The sequence below is a fragment of the Microvirga flocculans ATCC BAA-817 genome (assembly GCF_000518665.1).
GTDB lineage: Bacteria > Pseudomonadota > Alphaproteobacteria > Rhizobiales > Beijerinckiaceae > Microvirga > Microvirga flocculans.
This window is the reverse complement of the sequence record NZ_JAEA01000008.1, coordinates 43,933-58,673: the sequence shown is the minus strand read 5'-3', so window position 1 is coordinate 58,673 and position 14,741 is coordinate 43,933. Positions and strand designations below refer to the sequence as shown.

Genomic DNA, 14,741 nt, shown 5'->3' with positions numbered 1-14,741 from the left:
TGTCTTCGCCACATTCGGCAAGGATTTGACCACGTCATTGCAGGTTAAGAACACGCCGGGTAAACGGCCTATTCGAAAGCCGACCTTTCGACTGAAGAGGATCTAACGACATGTCTTTCGCGACACGCTTCGCGAGCCTGGGGGGGACCCGCGGCCTGGCAACAGCTCTGGCCCTTCTGGTGAGCGCACCCGTTCTGGCTCAGACCGCGCCGGCTCCGAAGCCCGCCGCTCCGGCCGCGCAGAAGCCCGCCGCTCCGGCTCAGCAGCCGGCGCAGGGCGCCCCGCAGAATGCCGGCCCCACCGTCGTTCAGGTGAAGTCCGAGCCGTCCCAGCCCGACTGGACCAAGGTCTGCGGCAAGGACCAGAACACCAACACCGAGATCTGCTACACGACCCGCGACTTCGTCTCCGAGCAGAATCAGCCGGTTCTGGCTCTGGCCGTCTATGACGTGAAGGGTCAGCAGGCTCAGAAGGTCGTCCGCTTCGTGATGCCGCTCGGCCTGCTCCTGCAGCCCGGCCTGCGCTTCACGGTCGATCAGGGCCAGGCGATCGCCGGCCGCTACGTCATGTGCCTGCCCAACGGCTGCTTCGCCGAGGCCCAGGTGAAGGACGACTTCATCGCCTCCCTCAAGAAGGGCAACAACCTGAACGTCAGCGTCCAGAACCAGATGGGCCGCGAGATCACCTTCGCCGTTCCCGCCGCCGGTTTCGGCAAGGCCTTCGACGGCCCGCCGATCGACCCGAAGGTGCTCGAGGAGCAGCAGAAGAAGCTCCAGGAAGAGCTGCAGAAGAAGAGCGAAGAGATGCGTCAGAAGATGCTGAACGGCGGTGCTGCCGCCGGTGGCGCAGCCGCTCCGGCCGCTCCGAAGCCCTAAGCATCGAGAGGCAAGCCTCATAAAGAAGAACGCCGGGTCATGAGCCCGGCGTTTTTTGTTGGATTCCTGCGTGAATGCGGGGCAGGCGGAAGGCCTCAATGAGCAAGAATGGGCTTGGCCTTGTAACTGCCGTTCTTCTGCCGTGTGAACATCTCCGCGATCATCGGATTGCGCAGGGGCTCGCCTGAATCGTCGGGCAGAAGGTTCTGTTCCGAGACATAGGCGATATATTCGTTTTCCGCGTTTTCGGCGAAGAGGTGATAGAAAGGCTGGTCCTTGCGGGGGCGGGACTCTTCCGGAATCGCCAGCCACCATTCTTCCGTGTTGTCGAATTCGGGGTCTACGTCGAAGATCAGCCCCCTGAAGTCGAACACCCGATGTCGAACCACCTGGCCGATCGCGAATTTGGCTGAACTCGCTTTCATGATCTTAACTCCATGATCGATATATAAAGATTCAGCCGGAATTCTCCAAATCGGCTCCCCGTCACAAGGGCGAGAGCGGCGCAAAAGGAAGACGAGCCCTGCGTTTCGGGACTGCGAGGCTTCCGCAAGGCGGGATTGTCGCAAGGTTCCAACCTTGCCAGAAGAGATTCTCACGTTCCGCTTCTCTCATCCTGTTGCCTGGAGCCGCTGATGTCCGACCTGATCGGGCTGTTCAACCTGCTTGCCCCCTTTTTTGGCCTCATCGGGCTTGGCTTTTTCTGCGGCAAGGTCGTCAGGCAGCCTGAGGCCGGGCTCGCCTGGATGCAGTTCTTCCTCATCTATGTGGCGCTGCCGTGCCTGTTCTACCGGCTCATAGCCGACAAGCCCCTCGACGAGCTGGCCAACTGGTCCTTCATCCTGGCTACGACTTTCTCGACCTTCTGCGCCTTCGCGCTCTCCTTCGCCACCGGATGGCGCTACACGAAGGAGCTGCCACAGGCGGTCATGCAGGGCGTAGCGGGGTCCTATTCCAATATCGGCTATATGGGGCCGCCGCTCATTCTCGCGGCGCTCGGGGCCGGCGCCAGCGCTCCCGTGGTGCTGATCTTCGTCTTCGACAACCTGTTCCTGTTCTCCGTCGTGCCCCTGCTGATGTCACTGGCAGGCCTGGAGAGGCTAAGCCTCGCGGCGACGATCCGCCGGATCGTCTGGCGGGTCGTGACCCATCCCTTCAACGTGGCCACGGCCATCGGCATCGCTGCGAGCTACATGCATCTCAAGCTGCCCCAGCCCGTCGACCAGATGGTCACGTGGCTGTCGGGGGCGGCCGCGCCCTGCGCTCTCTTCCTTCTCGGCGTGACGGTGGCCCTGAGGCCCTTGCGGCGGATGCCCGGCGAGGTTCCCGCCCTCGTCTTCGTCAAGCTGATCGTGCATCCGCTCCTGGTTTGGGTGGCGCTCTCGGCACTGGGCGACTTCGGCCAGACCTGGACCTATGCCGCCATGATCATGGCGGCGCTTCCACCCGCCCTGAACATCTTCGTCATCTCGACCCAGTACGATGTGGGCGTCGAGCGCGCCTCGGCCTGCGTCCTCATCGGCACGCTGGTCTCGATGCTGACCCTGACGGGCTTTCTCTACCTCACCACGAAGACCGGCATCCTGCCCTACGACCTTTTCCCCTAAGCAGGTGAGGCGCCCTGCATCAGCCGGGGCACGCCGACGCGCGGCAGAACGCCTTCGCGCATGACGATCCGGCGGAGGGGGCCGATGTTGCTGAGGGCCAGAAGACCGGCCCCACGCAGGAAATCGGTGGGAATCATGCCGGTCAGAAGGGTCCGGTTGAGGCCGTCCACCGCGGCCGTCCGCAGGCGGACATCGAGATCGCGGCTGCGCTGATAGCGCAGCAGGGCTTCGTCGGAGCCGGGATCATGGCCCGCATCCTGGCCGTCCACGACCGCATCCCGCAGGGAGGCGACATCCCTGAAGCCCAGGTTGAGGCCCTGCGCCCCGATGGGCGGGAAGACATGGGCAGCCTCGCCGACGAGGGCGAGGCGCGGGGCCCAGTAACGGCTGACCGACAGGCCGGTCATGGGCACGAGCCCGCGCGGCCCGTCGATCCGCATGGCGCCGAGATGCGACTGGGCCTGGCGCTCGATGGCGAGCGCCAGAGCGGCATCGTCGAGCCTCGACAGCCTCTCCGCCTCGTCCTTGCTCGTGACCCAGACGAGGCTGGACCGGCGGCCGGGCAGGGGAACCAGGGTGAAGGGCCCATGCCGGGTGTGAAACTCGGTCGAGGTCTCCCGATGATCCCGCTCATGGGCCAGGATCACGGTCACGGCGGATTGCGGATAGGACCAGGTCTGCGTGCCGATTCCCGCGATCTGGCGCAGCCGCGAGTTGCGCCCGTCCGCGGCGACGACGAGACCGGCCCGGATGGTCCTGCCGTCGGCCAGGGTCAGAAGCGCGCCCGTCTCGTCCGCCTCGAAGCCGGTTGCAAATTCCGGAACGAGGCTCAGGTTGTCGCAAGTCCGGGCGGCTTCCGCGAGCTTTTCCACGAGGGTGATGTTCTCGATGTTCCATCCGAACGCGTCGAGGCCGATCTCTCCCGCCCGGAAGGAGGCCGGCGGCGGACGGAACAGGCTGCCCGTGTCGTCGATGATGCGCATGGTCTCGAGGGGCGCGGCCTCCCGTGAGAGTGCCGGCCAGACGCCGAGGGCTTCGAGAAAGCGCACGGAGCCGTTGAGGAGGGCGACCGTGCGCCCGTCCCGGCGCACATCGAGGCCGCCGACGAGGATGGTCTTGAAACCGTCGCGGGCGAAGGCCATCGCGGCACTGAGGCCGACGGCTCCGGCACCGACGACGGCAATGTTATAGGCGCTCTCGGTCATGGCTTCTTCCACTCCCAGGCTGTGGACGGCTTGCGGACCCACAATAAACCATGGATTCGGCATTGCCGACCGGCGCGCCGCTTCCCTATGATCATTCCACAAAGGAAAGGGGAACCGGCGGGACTTGCCAAGTTTCGCGCGGGCCGTCATCCATGTGCATATTCCGACCCGGCTTCAACCTTTAAGTTCAGAGACGCTTGTGTGAAGGCAGACGTACCACCCTCGGGACCACCCCTCGTCGAACTTAAAGAGATCAGCAAGCGCTATGGCGATCTTCTCGCCAATGACGGGATCGATCTGTCGATCGAGCCGGGCGAAATCCATGCCCTGCTGGGTGAGAACGGAGCCGGCAAGTCGACGCTGGTGAAGATCCTCTACGGCGTCATCGAGCCGAGCGCCGGCGAAATTCGCTGGCAGGGCCGCCCCGTCGCTATCGGGTCGCCGGTCGAGGCCCGGACGCTGGGCATCGGCATGGTGTTTCAGCATTTCTCGCTGTTCGACGAGCTGACCGTGGCCGAGAACATCGCCGTGGCCCTGTCCGGAGAATGGAGCCTCGCCACGGTGCGCGGCAAGCTGGGCGAGATCAGCCGCACCTACGGCCTCGCCCTCGATGCCGACCGGGCCGTGTGGACGCTCTCCGCCGGGGAGCGGCAGCGCATCGAGATCGTCCGCTGCCTGCTTCAGAAGCCGCGGCTGCTCATTCTCGACGAACCGACCTCCGTGCTCACCCCGCAGGAGGCCGAGCACCTCTTCCTGACCCTGGACAGGCTGTCGGCCGAAGGCTGCTCCATCCTCTATATCTCCCACAAGCTGGAGGAAGTGCGACGCCTCTGCCGTCGCGCAACGATCCTGAGGGCAGGGCGCGTGGTCGCCACCATCGATCCGCGGGCGAGCAGCGCCCGGGAGATTGCCGCTCTCATGGTCGGCAACGAGGTCGGCGAGATCCGCGCGGACGCTCCGCATCACCCCCAGGGCGAGATGCTCAAGATCTCGCAGCTCTCCATGCCTCCCGCAGGCCTTCATGGGCAGGCGCTGACCGGGATCAATCTGGTGGCGCGGGCCGGCGAAGTCGTGGGCATCGCCGGCATCGCGGGCAACGGCCAGACCGAGCTGTTCGCGGCTCTGTCGGGCGAGCGTCTCGCTGAGAGGCCTGATGCGGTGGTCATCGCCGGAAAGCCCGCGGGAACGCTCGGAATCGATGCCCGCAGGCGCCTCAGCGCGGCCTTCGTGCCGGAGGAGCGCCTCGGCCACGCGGCGGCGCCGACCCATCGCCTGAGCGAGAACACCCTCATCTCGCACGCGGCCACCGAAGTGAGCCGCACCGGGTTCATCCTGGCGAATGCCGCCAAGCGGCTCGCCCGCACGATCATCCAGAGTTTCGACGTGCGCACCCCCGAGGGCGATCCGCAGGCGCGCAAGCTCTCCGGCGGCAACCTGCAGAAATTCGTGATCGGCCGCGAGATTATCCGCAAGCCCAGACTGCTCGTCGTCGATCAGCCCACATGGGGCGTCGATGCCGGCGCCGCGCGCCTTATCCGGCAGGCCCTCGTCGATTTGGCCCGCGACGGCAGCGCCGTTGTCGTCGTCAGCCAGGATCTCGACGAGCTCTTCGAGGTGGCGGACCGCATGGCCGTGATCCACCAGGGCACCATGAGCCCGCTCAAGCCCATCGGCGAATGGACCAAGGAGGCCGTGGGCCTTGAAATGCTAGGTGTCGCACAAGCTCAAGGGGGCGCCCATGCGGTTTGAGCTGACGCCTCGCACCAATGCCTCCGTCGGGATGCGCGTCCTTGCATCGGTCGCGGCCTTCATCACGGCCTTCCTGATCGCAGGCCTCGTCATCTGGATCATGGGCCGCTCGCCGGTGGCCGCCTTCGATGTCTATGTGCTCCAGCCGCTGAGCGATCCCTGGGCGATCCAGGAACTCATCGTCAAGGCGACGCCCATGGCCCTCATCGCTATCGGGCTCTCCTATTGCTTTCGCGCCAATCTCTGGAACATCGGCGCGGAGGGGCAATACGTCATCGGAGCCGTGCTCGGGAGCTGGCTCGCGCTCAAGACCCACGGCACCGATGCCGGGTTCTGGGTGCTGCCCGCCATGCTGCTGCTCGGCATCGTCGGCGGTGCGCTCTACGGCCTGATCCCGGCCTTTCTCAAGACCCGCTTCGGCGTCAACGAGATCCTGACGAGCCTCATGCTCGTCTATGTGGCGCAGCTTGTGCTCGATTATCTGGTGCGCGGCCCCTGGCGCGACCCGAAGGGCTTCAACTTCCCGCAATCGGTGACCTTCGATCCCGCCGCGACCTTGCCGCCCGTCTTCGAGGCGGGCCGCGTTCACTACGGAGCGGTCTTCGCCGTCATTGCGGTCCTCGTGACGGCCGTGGTGCTGGGGCGGACGTTGTTCGGCTACAGGCTCAAGCTGACGGGCGACGCGCCCCGTGCGGCCCGCTTCGCCGGGTTCAGCTCGCGGGCGACCACGATGGCGGTATTTGCCATTTCGGGCGGCCTGGCGGGTCTCGCCGGCATCTCGGAGGTGGCGGGGCAGATCGGGCAGCTCCAGCCCTCGATCTCTCCCGGCTACGGCTTCACGGCCATCACCGTGGCGTTCCTGGGCAGGCTCAACCCCATCGGAATCCTGATCGCTTCCCTCGTCGTCGCCTTGACCTTCATCGGCGGCGAGAGCGCGCAGATCCTCCTGAAGCTGCCCCTGGATCTCACGCAGGCCTTCCAGGGCATCCTTCTGATGTGCGTTCTGGCGGCGGACGCGCTCGTCAGCTACCGCATTCGCTTAACGACACGGGGAGGGGGCAAGTGACCACTTTCGAGGCCATTCTCCTCACCATCGTCACGGCATCCACGCCGCTGCTGATCGCAGCCATGGGAGAGCTGGTGACCGAGCGCTCCGGCGTGCTGAACCTTGGCGTCGAGGGCATGATGGCGATGGGGGCCGCCTGCAGCTTCGCCGCCGCCGTGACCTTCGATTCCACGCTCCTCGGCGTGGCCGCCGGCATGCTGGCCGGGACCCTGATGGCCGCGCTCTTCGCCCTTCTCGTCCTGGGATTTGCCGCCAATCAGACCGGTTCCGGCCTTGCGCTCACCATCTTCGGGTTGGGTCTCTCGGGCCTGATCGGCGCGCCCTTCGTCGGCGCGCGGCGCGATCCGGTGGCGCCTGTCGACATTCCCGTCCTGAGCGACATTCCCATGATCGGGCGCCTCTTCTTCGAGCAGGACCTCTTCGTCTATGCGTCGATCGTCCTGACCGTCCTGGTCGGCCTCTATCTCACGAGGACACGGTCGGGGCTCACCTTGCGTTCCATCGGCGAGAACCACACCTCGGCCAATGCCCTTGGCCTGCCGGTGCGGCGTGTCCGCTTCTTCGCCATCCTGTTCGGGGGCGCCTGCGCCGGTTTGGCCGGCGCTTATCTCGCCCTGGTCTATACCCGCTTCTGGTCTCCGGGGATGACCGCGGGACGCGGCTGGATTGCCCTTGCGCTCGTTGTTTTCGCAGCCTGGCGTCCGGGCTGGGCCCTGGTCGGAGCCTATATCTTCGGAGCGGCGACGGTGCTTCAGCTTCATGCCCAGGCAGCCCAGTTCGGGGTGCCGTCCCAGCTCCTCTCGGCCGTACCTTACCTGGCGACGATCCTTGCTCTCCTGCTCCTCTCCATCCGTCATGGCCGCGCCATCGGCGCGCCCGGGTCGCTCGGGGCGCCTTTCGTGCCTGACCGGTGAGCAAAGTGATGCTAATCTGACCAAGGTGTAGGCAAAGGAATTCTTGCCAGAACACCTCAGACCTGCGACGGAATGTAGGAAACCAAAACTCGAGGTAACGAGCATGTTTTCAGGGAAAGTCTTTGGAGCCTTGGCGGGGGCGGCCATCGTAGCCTTGTCCGCAACCGGCGCAGCCGCGCAGGCGAAGGACAAGATCAAGGTCGGCTTCATCTATGTCGGACCGGTCGGCGACCATGGCTGGAGCTACCAGCACGATCAGGGCCGCAAGGCCATCGAGAAGGCTCTCGGCGACAAGGTTTCGACCACGTTCGTGGAAAGCGTGCCCGAGGCCGATTCCGAGCGCGCCATCGAGCAACTGGCCCGTACCGGCCACGACCTGATCTTCACGACCTCCTTCGGTTTCATGGAGCCGACCATTAAGGTCGCGAAGAAGTACCCGAACATCAAGTTCGAGCATGCCACGGGCTTCAAGCGCGCTCCGAACCTCTCGACCTATGCCGCGAAGTTCCACGAGGGCCGCTACATCATCGGCCAGATCGCCGGCAAGATGACCAAGACGAACACCATCGGCTATGTGGGTGCCTTCCCGATTCCGGAAGTGATCGCCGGCATCAATGCCTTCTTCCTGGGTGCGCAGTCGGTGAACCCGAACGTCAAGATCAAGGTCGTCTGGGCCAACACCTGGTATGATCCCGCGAAGGAAGGCGACGCCGCCAAGGCGCTGCTCGACCAGGGCGTCGACATGCTGGCCCAGCACACGGACAGCCCGGCTCCGATCCAGGCCGCCGAGGCGCGCGGCAAGTTCGGCTTCGGCCAGGCCTCCGACATGGAGCGCTTCGCCCCGAAGGCCCAGCTCACGGCCATCGTCGACAACTGGTCCGATTATTATGTCGCCCGCGCCAAGGCCGTTCTCGACGGCAGCTGGAAGTCCGAGGACACCTGGGGCGGCCTTGCGGCCCACATGGTCGTCATGTCGCCCTACAAGAATATGCCCGACGACGTGAAGAAGATGGCCGAGGAGACCGAGGCCGCGATCAAGTCCGGCAAGCTCAACCCCTTCAAGTGCCCGGTCGTCGGCCAGGACGGCAAGGAGATCGAGTGCAAGGGCAGCGGCGCGCTCTCGGACGAGCAGGTTCTCGGCATGAATTTCTACGTGAAGGGCATCGAGGACAAGATCCCGCAATAACCTTCAGCGGATTTTGGATGGAGAGGGCAGTCGGGAAACCGGCTGCCTTTTTCGCTGTTAGGGCATCGAGGCCGGTGCACAAGGAACGACGACATGACCGCAGGCAACGCAATCAAGCCCGGCGATGACGATGTTCTCATCGTCGTGGACGTCCAGAACGATTTTCTTCCGGGAGGCGCCCTGGCCGTACCCGACGGCGATGCGGTGATCGCCCCCATCAACCGGCTCGCCAAGGTCTTTCGACATGTGGTGCTGACGCAGGATTGGCACCCGAAGGGCCATGCCTCCTTCGCTTCGAGCCATCCCGGCAAACGGCCTTTCGAGACGACGGAGCTGCCTTACGGCTCGCAGGTGCTCTGGCCCGACCACTGCGTGCAGGGCACGCAGGGGGCCGAGCTCTCCCGCGATCTGGAGATCCCACATGCCCAGCTCGTCCTTCGCAAGGGCTACAATGCCGGCATCGACAGCTATTCCGGTTTCAAGGAGGCGGATCGTCAGACCGCGACGGGCCTCGAGGGTTATCTCTGGGCACGAGGCTTTCGCCGGGTCTTCTGTGCCGGTCTCGCGCTCGATTTCTGCGTCGCCTGGACCGCGCTCGACGCCGCAGCGGCGGGCTTCGAGACCTATCTGATCGAAGATGCCTCCCGGGCTATCGACGCGAACGGGTCGCTGGAAAAGGCGCGGCGTGATCTGGAAGCCGCGGGCGTGCACACGATCGCGAGCACCCGGATCGCAGGAGCCTGACGTTCGATTGCGCCTTGGTCCTCCCCCAGGGCAGCCAGGGGGGAGGACCATAGCCTCGGCTATGATGTGGCTTAAACCACCCTTCCGTGCAGGTCGTACTCGTCCGAGGACTCGATTTTCACGTTGACGATCTCGCCCGGCTTGAGCGGTTTGGCGGACGCGACATAGACGACGCCGTCGATCTCGGGCGCATCGTATTGCGAGCGCCCGGTGGCAACCGTCGGGCCCTGTTCGTCGATGATGACGGGCAGGGTCTTACCCACCTTGCCCTTGAGGATTCCAGCGCTGACCGTCTGCTGGGTCTGCATGAAGCGGTGCCAGCGCTCCTCCTTGACCTCGGGCGGAACCTGATCGGGAATGTCGTTGGCAGGGGCTCCCTGGACCGGCTCGTACTGGAAGCATCCGGCCCGGTCGATCTTCGCGTCCTCCAGCCATTGCAGGAGGAAGTCCACATCCTCCTCCGTCTCGCCCGGGAAGCCGACGATGAAGGTCGAGCGGATGGCAAGGTCCGGGCAGATCTCGCGCCATTTCCGGATGCGCTCCAGGGTCTTTTCCTGGTTGCCCGGACGGCGCATGGCCTTGAGGACGCGCGGCGAGGCATGCTGGAAGGGAATGTCGAGATAGGGAAGGATCCTGCCTTCCGCCATGAGCGGGATCACCTCGTCCACATGGGGGTAAGGATAGACGTAATGCATGCGCACCCACATGCCGAGTTCGCCCAGCTCCTTGGCGAGCTCGAAGAAACGGGTGCGGACCTCGCGGTCCTTCCACAGGCTCGGCTGGTACTTGATGTCGAGGCCGTAGGCGCTGGTGTCCTGCGAGATGACGAGGAGTTCCTTGACGCCGGCCTTCGCAAGCCGCTCGGCCTCGCGCAGCACATCTCCAATGGGACGGCTGACCAGATCCCCGCGCAGTTTCGGGATGATGCAGAACGAACACCGGTTGTTGCAGCCTTCCGAGATCTTCAGATAGGCGTAATGGCGTGGGGTCAGCTTCACGCCCTGCGGCGGGACGAGATCGATGAAGGGATCGTGGGCCGGCGGCGCGGCCTGATGCACCGCCGAGACCACCGACTCGTAGGCCTGAGGCCCCGTGATGGCGAGCACGTTCGGGAACTGCTCCCGGATCTGCTCCGGCTCCGCTCCCATGCACCCGGTGACGATGACCTTGCCGTTCTCGGCCATGGCCTCGCCGATGGCCTCCAGGGATTCCGCCTTGGCGCTGTCGAGAAAGCCGCAGGTGTTGACGATGACCACATCGGCCCCGTCATGCTCTTTCGTCAGTTGGTAGCCCTGGGCGCGAAGCTGGGTGATGATGCGTTCGGAATCGACCAGGGCCTTGGGACAGCCCAGGGACACGAACGAAACTTTGGGGGCGGGAGCATTCATCCGCTCAATCCACTTTTCTATCGAAACCGACTTCAGGGGGCGCCCGCCGCCTCGATGCGAGGTCCAGGCAGGTAAGCCTTTGATTAAAAGGGGAAATGCGGCGAACCGGCGCCCGAGGCCCCAGGCTTTTCGAATTTCCTTCCCGATCGAGCGTTCCGCGCAGGCGCTCCAAGGATCAGGAAGCGCGCGTCAGTCAACGCGCCAGTGCGTTTACAGCAGCGTGCCTGCCTTTACAACATCCGGTTTGGGCCAGGGAGTATAGGAGGGCCGGGGAGGGCGCATCAGGCGCTGCGTTCGACCCTGCTCCTCAGGAGAGCCAGGACCAAGCCCGCCAGAAGGCACAGGAAGCTTCCCCCGAGAGGCGCGCCAATGAACGCGGACAAAATCCCGTAAGGCAAGAGCATTGCAAATGTAAAGGATCCGCCCAGCAGGGCTGCAACCAACAACAAGATCATCCCGATCCTCTGCGCCAACAGGGACCGATTATGGAGTACTCACTTGGTAGGTGTCCAGCTGCGCACCCATAAAAACTGCGGCCAAGCTTCCTGTGGCCGGCTGTCACCCGACATCTGTCGCGATCTGTATCGCTCAGCGCTGCCCTCTTCCCGCGGCCTCCTTCAGCACATTCATGAATTCCTGCTCATACAGACTTGCCACCGCACGGCCGGTGTACTTGGCTCCTTGCGAGCGCAGAGCTTCTTTATCCACCTTTTCGTCCAGGACCGCGAGTATTTCCTGAGCGAGCGCTTCAGGGGCTTCCCGCTCCGCGATCCGACCGTACCGCCCGAATCCAACCAGTTCGAGGGTGCCCATCGAGGCCTTTGTCACCACAACGGGGCAGCCCACATAGAGCGCTTCGATGACGACCGTCGGCAGGGCCTCCCATCGGGAGCTGAGCACGAGAGCCGCCGCCCCGGACAGAAAGGGAAAAGGATTGCGAAAACCGGGCATGTCCACGCAGTCCCGCAATCCAAGGGCGTCACGCTCCTGCTCCAGCGCCTCCTTGAGCGGACCGTCTCCCAGGACGATCAAACGAGCAGGTCGTTTCTCGATGACACGGGCAAAGGCCTGAAGCAGCAGGGAGTGATTTTTCTGCTCGACCATTCGCCCGATGTTGAGGAAGACGGGCAGTTCGCCGCCGATCCATGGATGCGCGGCATCCTGGGCGACCATTCGATCGGCATCGTCTCCAATCACGACATTGGGCATCACCGATAGGGGCAAATCCTGCCGCCTGGTAAACGCGGCAACGGAAAGCAAGCTGCTCTGATCGACGCAGAAGATGCGCGCAAACCGGCCGTAAACCCATGGCGCAAGCCTGTATCCGATCCGTGCGGCCAACTGCTTCTTGTCCACATGATAGACGGCGTTCATGTCGCCGTGCTCGATTGCGACCATGGGCAAATCCCGCAGGACTTGACCGGCCAGGGCGGCCAGAACATTCGCGGTGACCAGCGCGGAAACCAGAATGTCGGGAGGATGGGCGCGCAGGGTCCGAACGAGCTTCGGCAGGCTCCGGACGGCGCGCCCGGCCGCCAAATCAGTCACCCGCACCGATGGCGAGATGAGCGCCTCGCAAGGCCCCGTGCGATTGACGACGATGAGCTCGACATCATGGCCGTTGGAAGCCAAGGCATTGGCCAGCATCACGTGAGCCCGCTCGCCGCCGCCCCCATCCAGGCTGTTCAGAAGAAGTGCGATATGCATGGTGACCGGCAGCCCCGCTTGTCCGTCTCGTCGCTTCAGCGCCTGAGATACTGCGTCGAAAGATTACACAATGCCGGCGGCGCGCCAGATCCCATCGGCGAAATAGTCATCCCGTTTACTCTTCTGGAATTGAGACATTCTCTTGCAACCAGCGCTCATCGTGCGGCCCTCCAGGCCTACACTTTTGAGTGCCTCCTCGGTGCCTTGGAAAACTGTTATGCATCCTCAACCGGGAGGCGGCCATGACTTTCGATAGAACGCGGGTTTCGATCATCCTTGCGCTCGCAATCCTTCATGCCGAGCCTGTCTTTGCCGTCACGCTCTTCGTTTCGACCACGGGCGACGACACCAATCCTGGAACGGTCAGCCGTCCTTTCCGAACGATCTCCAAGGCGGCCCAAGAAGCCGGACCCGGAACGAAGATCGCCGTTCAAGGCGGGCTCTATAAAGAGGTCGTCGACATTTCAACCGGCGGGAGTGCAGAACTTCCTGTCATGATCGAACCGGCCTCTGCGGAGCAGGTCATCATCGACGGCTCCGGCACTCCGCCCGATACCAACCTTGTGCAGATTAGTGCGAACTACGTGCATTTCAGCGGCTTCACCGTTCGCAACGCCACGCGCACAGGCATTGCTGCATGGGGAACGCAGCATGTGAGGATCGCGAACAACAAGGTTTATGGAAGCCTGAAGGCCGGCATCTGGGTCGGACATTCGCAACCAGGTCACTCCTCCGCCAATATCGTCGAACAGAACGAAGTCTGGAACAATTGTTTGGAGAACATCTCGCGGAATTCGGATGGCGGATGGGCGCAAGGTATTAGCCTGCTTGCTTCCAATGGGAGCCGGGTGGTGGGAAACCGGGTCTATCGCAACTATGGCGAGGGGATCGGCACGTTGTCGACCGAGGGTGTGAGCATCGTAGAGAACAGCGTCTACGATAACTTCAGCGTCAACATCTACCTCGATAATGCTCCATCGACGATTGTCCAGGAGAACAAGGTCTTTCATACATACGACAAGCGATTTTACCGCTACGGAAAACCCGCGATCGGGATCATGATCGCGAACGAGTATACGGATATGGAGATGCCGTCGCGCGGCATTAACGTAACGCGCAATGTACTGGCGGGGGTAGGGCGGGTCACCTATGGCGACTATCAGCGTGCCTCGGGCCTGTTTGACAGCGTGATCGATCCGAATACCGTCATGGACAGACCTGAATCGCTATGGTGATGGGCGGCTGTCCCAGCCGGCATGAGACACAAGTCGTCCTCAACCCTATGATCCATCCATTCTCACCACGCAAACAACCGTCTTCATGAGAATGACGAGGTCGCGTTTGAACGACCAGTTTGCGACATATTCCTCATCGAGTTTGACGCGCTGGGAATATGAGACCCTGTTCCGCCCGCTGACTTGCCATAAGCCGGTTATTCCAGGGCGCGTCTGGCAGTAAAAGAGCATTGCATCCTTATAGTGCCTGACCTCATCGGGCGTAATGGGGCGAGGTCCGACAAGACTCATGTGCCCCAAGAGAACGTTGAAGAACTGGGGCAACTCATCGAGACTGGTCTTGCGCAGGATCGCACCGAAAACCGTGATGCGAGGATCGTTTCTGAGCTTGTGATTTTGCAGCCATTCCTCGCGAGCTTCGGGATTGCTGTCGAGATGGCGCGCAAGCACTTCGGCGGCATCAACGACCATCGTGCGAAACTTCAGGCAGGGGAATGTTGATCCATAGGGCCCCAGGCGTCGATGCCTGATAATCGCGGGCCTTCCGTCCGTTATCACGATCAACAGGTATATCATCGCCATCAAGGGTGCCAGGATGACGATGGCGAAAGCGCTTAGAATAACATCGAAAACTCTTTTTGAATCTCCCCCGATTAATTTCACGCGGAAAAACTGGGTTGCCTGATCCATCGAGTACGTCCAGCGGATGTTATAAATACATTCTTGCCAGGATGGCGCAGAGCATTGGATAAAGGCTTGTCCGTCAGCTCATTGCTAATGAATCTACTTATCTATCTGAAACTTATACAAGTCTATCAGGCGTAGTAAGTCATAAGCCCTTCATGCCATTTGGAGCATTCAAAGACGGTGAAACAAACCTCGATGAGGCAGTCCACAATAGTCGTCCCGCGATATTGAATCTGAGCGCCGAGAATGTCTGGCCTCTGCATGATCTCAACGTTGGCCATGTTGTCGCGAAGATGTACTCTTCAGATCACGGGAAACCTGCGCCGGACTTTCACGTCCTTTCTAGTGCCTCAGCAACCTGGCCCCAAATGATGCTTT

13 protein-coding genes are annotated in these 14,741 nt (G+C 62.8%); 8 read left to right on the top strand and 5 right to left on the bottom strand.

What is annotated here, in order from left to right; translation table 11 throughout:
* The first annotated feature begins 110 nt into the window (after positions 1 to 110).
* Positions 111 to 875 carry an invasion associated locus B family protein gene (locus L879_RS0110035; protein WP_027315999.1) on the top strand — a complete coding sequence of 255 codons (765 nt, stop codon included), beginning with the start codon at positions 111 to 113 and terminating at the stop codon, positions 873 to 875.
* A gap of 95 nt (positions 876 to 970) precedes the next feature.
* Here the strand turns inward: L879_RS0110035 and hspQ are convergent, their stop codons facing one another.
* The gene (hspQ, locus tag L879_RS0110030; protein WP_027315998.1) at positions 971 to 1,303 is read right to left on the bottom strand and encodes a heat shock protein HspQ; all 333 of its coding nucleotides are present in this window, start codon (positions 1,301 to 1,303) and stop codon (positions 971 to 973) included.
* Positions 1,304 to 1,510: 207 nt separating this feature from the next.
* Between hspQ and L879_RS0110025 the strand changes: the two genes are divergently transcribed.
* Positions 1,511 to 2,482 (top strand): AEC family transporter, encoded by a 972-nt coding sequence (locus L879_RS0110025; RefSeq protein WP_027315997.1) that lies wholly within the window; start codon positions 1,511 to 1,513, stop codon positions 2,480 to 2,482.
* Here L879_RS0110025 and L879_RS0110020 read toward each other — a convergent pair.
* Positions 2,479 to 3,687: a UbiH/UbiF family hydroxylase gene (locus L879_RS0110020; RefSeq protein WP_027315996.1), complete on the bottom strand. Its 1,209-nt coding sequence runs from the start codon at positions 3,685 to 3,687 to the stop codon at positions 2,479 to 2,481. The two genes, L879_RS0110025 and L879_RS0110020, sit on opposite strands and share 4 nt — an antisense overlap.
* 201 nt (positions 3,688 to 3,888) lie before the next feature.
* Here L879_RS0110020 and L879_RS0110015 point away from each other — a divergent pair, with 201 nt between their 5' ends.
* The 5 genes from L879_RS0110015 (at position 3,889) to L879_RS0109995 (ending at position 9,346) form a co-directional block, all read left to right on the top strand.
* Positions 3,889 to 5,436: an ABC transporter ATP-binding protein gene (locus L879_RS0110015; RefSeq protein ID WP_027315995.1), complete on the top strand. Its 1,548-nt coding sequence runs from the start codon at positions 3,889 to 3,891 to the stop codon at positions 5,434 to 5,436.
* A complete protein-coding gene (locus L879_RS0110010) occupies positions 5,426 to 6,502 on the top strand; it encodes an ABC transporter permease (RefSeq protein WP_027315994.1) in 1,077 nt (358 codons plus the stop codon). Before L879_RS0110015 ends, L879_RS0110010 begins: the two co-directional genes overlap by 11 nt.
* Positions 6,499 to 7,416 (top strand): ABC transporter permease, encoded by a 918-nt coding sequence (locus tag L879_RS0110005; RefSeq protein WP_027315993.1) that lies wholly within the window; start codon positions 6,499 to 6,501, stop codon positions 7,414 to 7,416. The genes L879_RS0110010 and L879_RS0110005 overlap by 4 nt, the downstream gene beginning before the upstream one ends.
* Before the next feature lie 103 nt (positions 7,417 to 7,519).
* On the top strand, positions 7,520 to 8,602 hold the full coding sequence (locus L879_RS0110000) for a BMP family ABC transporter substrate-binding protein (RefSeq protein WP_035459260.1): 1,083 nt from the start codon (positions 7,520 to 7,522) through the stop codon (positions 8,600 to 8,602).
* A 93-nt stretch (positions 8,603 to 8,695) separates the two neighbouring features.
* Complete coding sequence (locus L879_RS0109995) at positions 8,696 to 9,346, top strand: nicotinamidase (RefSeq protein WP_051435203.1); 651 nt, start codon at positions 8,696 to 8,698, stop codon at positions 9,344 to 9,346.
* 71 nt (positions 9,347 to 9,417) lie between these two features.
* Here L879_RS0109995 and rimO read toward each other — a convergent pair whose 3' ends face one another.
* Positions 9,418 to 10,734, bottom strand: a complete 1,317-nt coding sequence (rimO, locus tag L879_RS0109990) for a 30S ribosomal protein S12 methylthiotransferase RimO (RefSeq protein ID WP_027315990.1) — start codon at positions 10,732 to 10,734, stop codon at positions 9,418 to 9,420.
* Between the two features lie 588 nt (positions 10,735 to 11,322).
* Entirely contained in the window at positions 11,323 to 12,441 is a 1,119-nt protein-coding gene (locus L879_RS21130; protein ID WP_051435202.1) for a glycosyltransferase, read from the bottom strand.
* A 242-nt stretch (positions 12,442 to 12,683) separates the two neighbouring features.
* Here L879_RS21130 and L879_RS0109975 point away from each other — a divergent pair, with 242 nt between their 5' ends.
* Positions 12,684 to 13,676 carry a right-handed parallel beta-helix repeat-containing protein gene (locus L879_RS0109975; RefSeq protein WP_027315988.1) on the top strand — a complete coding sequence of 331 codons (993 nt, stop codon included), beginning with the start codon at positions 12,684 to 12,686 and terminating at the stop codon, positions 13,674 to 13,676.
* Positions 13,677 to 13,721: 45 nt separating this feature from the next.
* On the opposite strand, the gene L879_RS21125 is transcribed toward L879_RS0109975, so the two are convergent.
* On the bottom strand, positions 13,722 to 14,366 hold the full coding sequence (locus tag L879_RS21125; protein ID WP_035459257.1) for a sugar transferase: 645 nt from the start codon (positions 14,364 to 14,366) through the stop codon (positions 13,722 to 13,724).
* Between the last annotated feature and the right edge of the window lie 375 nt (positions 14,367 to 14,741).

Bases quoted from the DNA above. Each gene is read 5' to 3' on its own strand.
- L879_RS0110010 (WP_027315994.1), top strand. From the start codon at position 5,426: ATGCGGTTTGAGCTGACGCCTCGCACCAATGCCTCCGTCGGGATGCGC.
- L879_RS0110035 (WP_027315999.1), top strand. From the start codon at position 111: ATGTCTTTCGCGACACGCTTCGCGAGCCTGGGGGGGACCCGCGGCCTG.
- rimO (WP_027315990.1), bottom strand. From the start codon at position 10,734: ATGAATGCTCCCGCCCCCAAAGTTTCGTTCGTGTCCCTGGGCTGTCCC.
- L879_RS0110000 (WP_035459260.1), top strand. From the start codon at position 7,520: ATGTTTTCAGGGAAAGTCTTTGGAGCCTTGGCGGGGGCGGCCATCGTA.
- L879_RS0109975 (WP_027315988.1), top strand. From the start codon at position 12,684: ATGACTTTCGATAGAACGCGGGTTTCGATCATCCTTGCGCTCGCAATC.
- L879_RS0110020 (WP_027315996.1), bottom strand. From the start codon at position 3,687: ATGACCGAGAGCGCCTATAACATTGCCGTCGTCGGTGCCGGAGCCGTC.
- L879_RS0109995 (WP_051435203.1), top strand. From the start codon at position 8,696: ATGACCGCAGGCAACGCAATCAAGCCCGGCGATGACGATGTTCTCATC.
- L879_RS0110025 (WP_027315997.1), top strand. From the start codon at position 1,511: ATGTCCGACCTGATCGGGCTGTTCAACCTGCTTGCCCCCTTTTTTGGC.
- L879_RS21130 (WP_051435202.1), bottom strand. From the start codon at position 12,441: ATGCATATCGCACTTCTTCTGAACAGCCTGGATGGGGGCGGCGGCGAG.
- L879_RS21125 (WP_035459257.1), bottom strand. From the start codon at position 14,366: ATGGATCAGGCAACCCAGTTTTTCCGCGTGAAATTAATCGGGGGAGAT.